We start from the raw sequence: 5,062 nt of genomic DNA on the forward strand, positions 1-5,062 counted from the left end.
CCACACTAACACTGTCGATAACTGGTGCATTGGGAGCCAATAGATTCGTAAAATAATCTTGTTGAATAAAAGAGGAAGAAACACATGTAGCCGAATCACCAACCACAATCCTATACTCAACATTACTACCACACGCCATGTTGGTATCTGTATAATTTAACTGAGTTACCGTATTTACAATATGCCAGGCCCCATAAGGGCCGTTATTTAATTGCCATCGCCGGTAAATTTTATAATCGACAGATACATTATTACCAGAAGTATTAATACTCGACCAATTAAGAATTGCAACCCCTTCATTTGATTGCTCCAATTCGAAGACAATAGAACTTAGCGTATCAGAATCCAAATTCGTAGTAACTCCGCCACACGTAGCACTCTGACGAATAAAAAAGAAATAAGAAATAGAATCAGTTCGAAACAAGTTAATATTTACTGAACCTACAGAATAGTCGATAATTTCACTCTTTAGAAGATAAGGTCCGGACTGATTTTCTGAACCGTAAACTTTATAACTATTAAATTGTTGGCAGGTATCAGTAGATAGGGCCCAGTTAAGATAAACATTCGAGACATCCACAACTGAAAGGCACTCCAAGTCAGCACTTTTCGCATTCGAAAAACTTAATGCAAGTAATCCAATAAAAATTACTACATGCTTTATCCTCATAACATAACTAACCCACAACTACCTCATGCATAGAATCTTCCATAAGATATTTATTTGCTAAATCATTCAATTCCGTCGAAGTAACATTTCGAATACACCCCATTACTTTGGCTAGATAATCACCATCCAAACCATACGTCATGAGTCCTTTATAATAATCTGAAATCGAAAAAATACCGTCTACACTTCTCAAAACCTCTCCTGATAAATAGTTCTTTACCAATTCTAATTCACCGATCCCAATCTTTTCTTCTCTTAAACGTTTCAATTCTTTATAAATTTCATCCAACGCCTTTGCACTATTCTCTACTCCTGTTTCTAAGGTAACGAAGAAACTTCCACCATTTTTAAAAGAACTTAATGCTGAGTAAACTCCGTAAGTCAATCCTTTATCTTCTCTCAAATTCGACATCAAACGAGATCCAAAAAAACCACCAAGAACAGTATTTAATATCTGTAATTTCATAAAATCTTCGTGAGTTTTATTAATCATTTGCTTCCCTACTCTAATAGAACACTGAACAGCCTTGTTCTTTAGTATTTTCCGGCTCCTACTCTCACTAAATACAGGGATCTCAAATGAGTTCGTTGTCAACGCATTACCGCTCCAATCAGAACCACCAAAGTATTTATTGACTAAACGAAAAGTACTTTCTGGAATATTACCAGTAAGAATTACTTTACAATTAGAAGACTTATAAATTTTAGAATAATAACCAATCAGGTCATCTCGAACTATAGCATTATAATCGTGTTCGTTAGCCTGATAACCGTAGGGCGTGTTTCCGTAAATATCTGAATTAAATTCCCGCTGCGAGATAACATCAACCTCATCCATTTTAATAGCTAGCCTCTGCTTTTCCGTATTAACCACTGTTGTCAACTCATTTTCAGGACATCTAGACTCTTTCAGGATCTGCTCAACAATAGGCAAAGCACTCTCTAAGTGTTTATTCAGGCTATACAAAGTAATTACTGCACTATCTCGTGTTGATCCTGTTCTTAAAAAACAACCAAAATAATCAATAGCATTTGCTATTTCTACGGCACTCATTCTCTCGGTTCCTTCATTTAGCATCATACTTCCTAAAGACGTAACGAGAGGCAGTTTAGACACTGAATAATCAAGATTGAAAATAAAATCAAGTTTAACCAAGTCTTGCTTATCCGAATAAAATGAATAAACAGGAATACCATTATCCAGCTCTCTTTCTAATGGCCCTTTTAAATCTATATTCTCTGGAATACTAAATGCCGGTTGATTTATTCTGTCTAATACCATTTATTTTGAATAATAATGCAAAGTAGAACAATTGTCTTTTGCGAAAATCTTATTTGCCTCTATTTTAATACTCTCTGGAGTTACGGCCAAATACTTACCCGCCTCATCATTAATTTTATCCGCGCCCCACATCAATTCATGCGCACATAAATTCATTGCTTTGTTTAAAAGATTTATTTCTTGAAAAACCAGCATAGACTCTGTCTTATTCTTAACACGATACAACTCTGTTTCAGAAACCAATGTGCTTTTAATCTTATCAATCTCCTCTTCGATAGCTCGGTCTGCATCTTCCATACCAACCCCCTTATGCAATTTCCCACTAAATACAAATAACCCATTATCCGAATCAGCAGATATATAGGCATCGATTTCACTAAACATTTTTTTCTTTTTTAGCAACTCGACATACAAACGTGACGATCTGCCGCCAGACAAAATATCCGACATTAAATCCGCTGTATAAAATTCAGAATCGGTTCTCTTGCACATATGATATACTTTGTAAATGGCATCAGCAGGAACTTCACGCTCTACTTTAAGCAATCTACTTTCAGTTTGCTTCGGCTCCATTGGGATATTCCTGGCCTCAATTGAGCCCTTGGGAATCGGACCAAACCATTTTTCGGATAATGCCTGTACTTGCTCAACGCTAACATTTCCAGCAACACACAATATGGCGTTATTCGGGCAGTAATGCTTATTAAAAAACGCCTTAACGTCTTCCATTGTAGCCTCCTCAATATGTTTAATATCTTCGCCTATCGTTGGCCATTTATAAGGATGTACTTTATAAGCCATTGGGCGCAACAATAACCAGTCATCTCCATATGGCTGATTTAAATACCTCTGCTTATATTCTTCAATTACCACCTGGCGTTGTACTTCCAAACTTTTCTCAGAGAACGCCAGACTTAGCATCCTATCAGACTCGAGCCAAAAACCCGTCTCGATATTACTTAAAGGTATGGTTAAGTAATAGTTTGTTATATCATTGGTTGTAAATGCATTATTATCACCACAAGCCATTTCTAATGGCTTGTCATAATCCGGAATATTTACCGATCCACCAAACATTAAATGCTCAAACAGATGTGCAAAACCCGTTTTGGATTCATCCTCATCTCTCGCACCAACGTCATACAATAAATTCAGAGCTACTAGTTCAGTTGAATCATCATGATGCACAATAACTCTCAAGCCATTTTCAAGCTCAAATTTTTCAAAATCAATCATATTTATATTCATCCGAAGAAAGCTGACTTCTCCCTAATTCATATTCTTTTAATAAAGTTTCTATTATCTCCTTACAAGGTTTTACAGTTGAAATATTCGAAATTACTTGACCTATTTCTAATTCACCATTCTGCAAGTCTCCTTTAAATATACCAAGCTGGGAACGACCTCTACCCAACAAAGAAATCAATTCTTCTTTAGAGGAACCTTGTTTTTCCGCCTTCACAACTTCCTTGTAAAAATCATTTTTAATCATCCTTACAGGATTTATTTCCTTTAAAGAAAGTGTCGTATCCCCTTCTTTACTTTCAATCATTGCGCGTTTAAATTCTGGATGAGCAGAAGACTCCTCAGAAACAGCAAACGCAGAACCGAGCTGAACTCCATCCGCACCTAAAGCCATTGCCGCTAACATACCTCTTCCATTTGAAATCCCACCAGCGGCTATTATTGGAAGATCTGTTATTTCTTTAACCGCAGGAATTAAACACATCGTCGTTGTTTCATCATATCCATTATGCCCACCTGCCTCAAATCCCTCAGCAACGATCGCATCAACTCCCGCATTTATTGATTTCAATACTTGCTTTGTACTAGCAACTAATTGTACAACAGTAACCCCCTCTTCTTTAAGACGTTTTGTAAATAAATCAGGATTTCCAGCCGAAGTAAAAACAATATCTATTTTTTCCTTTAATATTATTTCAATTTTATCTTCTACATCTTTACTGTATAAAGTCACATTCACTCCAAAAGGATTCTTGGTGTACAATTTACACTTCGACACATGATACTGAAAGAGATCAGGATCCATTGAACCAGAACCAATCAAACCAAGACAGTCGTTATTACTAACGGAAGAGGCTAATCGCCAGCCGCTACACCATACCATTCCTCCTTGAATAACGGGGTATTTAATCCCTAAAAGAGAGGATACTTTATTTGTTGCCAAAAATCAATTAAAATAAAATGAAACCTTATATACGAAACGAAAGTAATAATTATATTTCTAGTTAAAACTTACGATATAGAGGCGGATTTTTATTCATTTTATCGATCGATCAAAACTTAATCTGTTGTTGTTTATAGACTTGATTTATTCTACCTTTGATCTTATGCGGAAAAATTTGCTTTTTCTAATAATATTCCTATTACCTATTACTGGGTTTGGTCAATACAACAGTAGTGTTGGGCTCACATTAGGAGTCTCTAATTATTTAGGTGAAATAGGTGGTAATGCAGAGACGGGGAAAGCTTTTATCGGAGACTTAAAATTATCTCAGTCTAATCTAGCTATTGGTGGACTATTCAGGTACAAATTCACTCCCTTAATTTCTACATCACTTCACTTCGACTATGTCAGGATTTCTGGCGCAGACAGTCTTACAGAATTTCACAAGTACTCTGATCCTGGCATGAAAAGAGCAGCTCGAAATTTAAGTTTCAGAAATGACATATATGAATTAACATCGAGATTAGAACTCGTTTTTTTCGGCATAAATGACATAGGTAGTACTGGAAGGTACGTGTTAGATTTTAAGGCTTATGTATTTCTTGGACTCGGTGTTTTTATGCACAACCCCAAAGCCAGAACAGAATATGATAATAAATGGCACGAATTGCGCCCTTTGAGAACTGAAGCGCAGGACAAAGAATACAGTAAATTCGGGCTTACCATTCCACAGGGATTTGGTTTTTATTATACATATAGAAAAATACACCGATTCGGCGCTGAATTTGCTTGGCGAACAACTTTTACCGACTATATCGATGATGTTTCAACCACCTTCGCTGGAGATGCCGCTTTTGAAGAGGGATCCCTTTCCCAAGAACTTCATTCTCGAACAGAAGAAATAGAAAATTACGATGATATA

The 5,062-nt window shown here is 36.3% G+C and carries 5 protein-coding genes; 1 reads left to right on the forward strand and 4 read right to left on the reverse strand.

The genetic code is table 11. The features are described from left to right. The 4 genes from HRT72_09170 to HRT72_09185 all read right to left on the reverse strand — a co-directional run. Nucleotides 1-670, reverse strand: a 670-nt coding sequence (locus tag HRT72_09170; protein NQY67875.1) for a hypothetical protein, incomplete at its 3' end; no start/stop codon positions are given. Nucleotides 671-677: 7 nt separating this feature from the next. Next, nucleotides 678-1,952 (reverse strand): insulinase family protein, encoded by a 1,275-nt coding sequence (locus tag HRT72_09175; protein ID NQY67876.1) that lies wholly within the window; start codon nt 1,950-1,952, stop codon nt 678-680. Next, nucleotides 1,953-3,188 carry an insulinase family protein gene (locus HRT72_09180; protein NQY67877.1) on the reverse strand — a complete coding sequence of 412 codons (1,236 nt, stop codon included), beginning with the start codon at nt 3,186-3,188 and terminating at the stop codon, nt 1,953-1,955. Then, nucleotides 3,181-4,140, reverse strand: coding sequence for a nitronate monooxygenase (locus tag HRT72_09185; GenBank protein ID NQY67878.1), 960 nt, complete (start codon nt 4,138-4,140; stop codon nt 3,181-3,183). Before HRT72_09185 ends, HRT72_09180 begins: the two co-directional genes overlap by 8 nt. A gap of 163 nt (nt 4,141-4,303) precedes the next feature. Between HRT72_09185 and HRT72_09190 the strand changes: the two genes are divergently transcribed. Further along, nucleotides 4,304-5,062, forward strand: a 759-nt coding sequence (locus HRT72_09190; protein ID NQY67879.1) for a hypothetical protein, incomplete at its 3' end; no start/stop codon positions are given.

The organism is Flavobacteriales bacterium (assembly GCA_013214975.1).
Taxonomy (GTDB): Bacteria; Bacteroidota; Bacteroidia; order DT-38; family DT-38; genus DT-38.

Bases quoted from the DNA above. Each gene is read 5' to 3' on its own strand.
- HRT72_09175 (NQY67876.1), bottom strand. From the start codon at position 1,952: ATGGTATTAGACAGAATAAATCAACCGGCATTTAGTATTCCAGAGAAT.
- HRT72_09180 (NQY67877.1), bottom strand. From the start codon at position 3,188: ATGATTGATTTTGAAAAATTTGAGCTTGAAAATGGCTTGAGAGTTATT.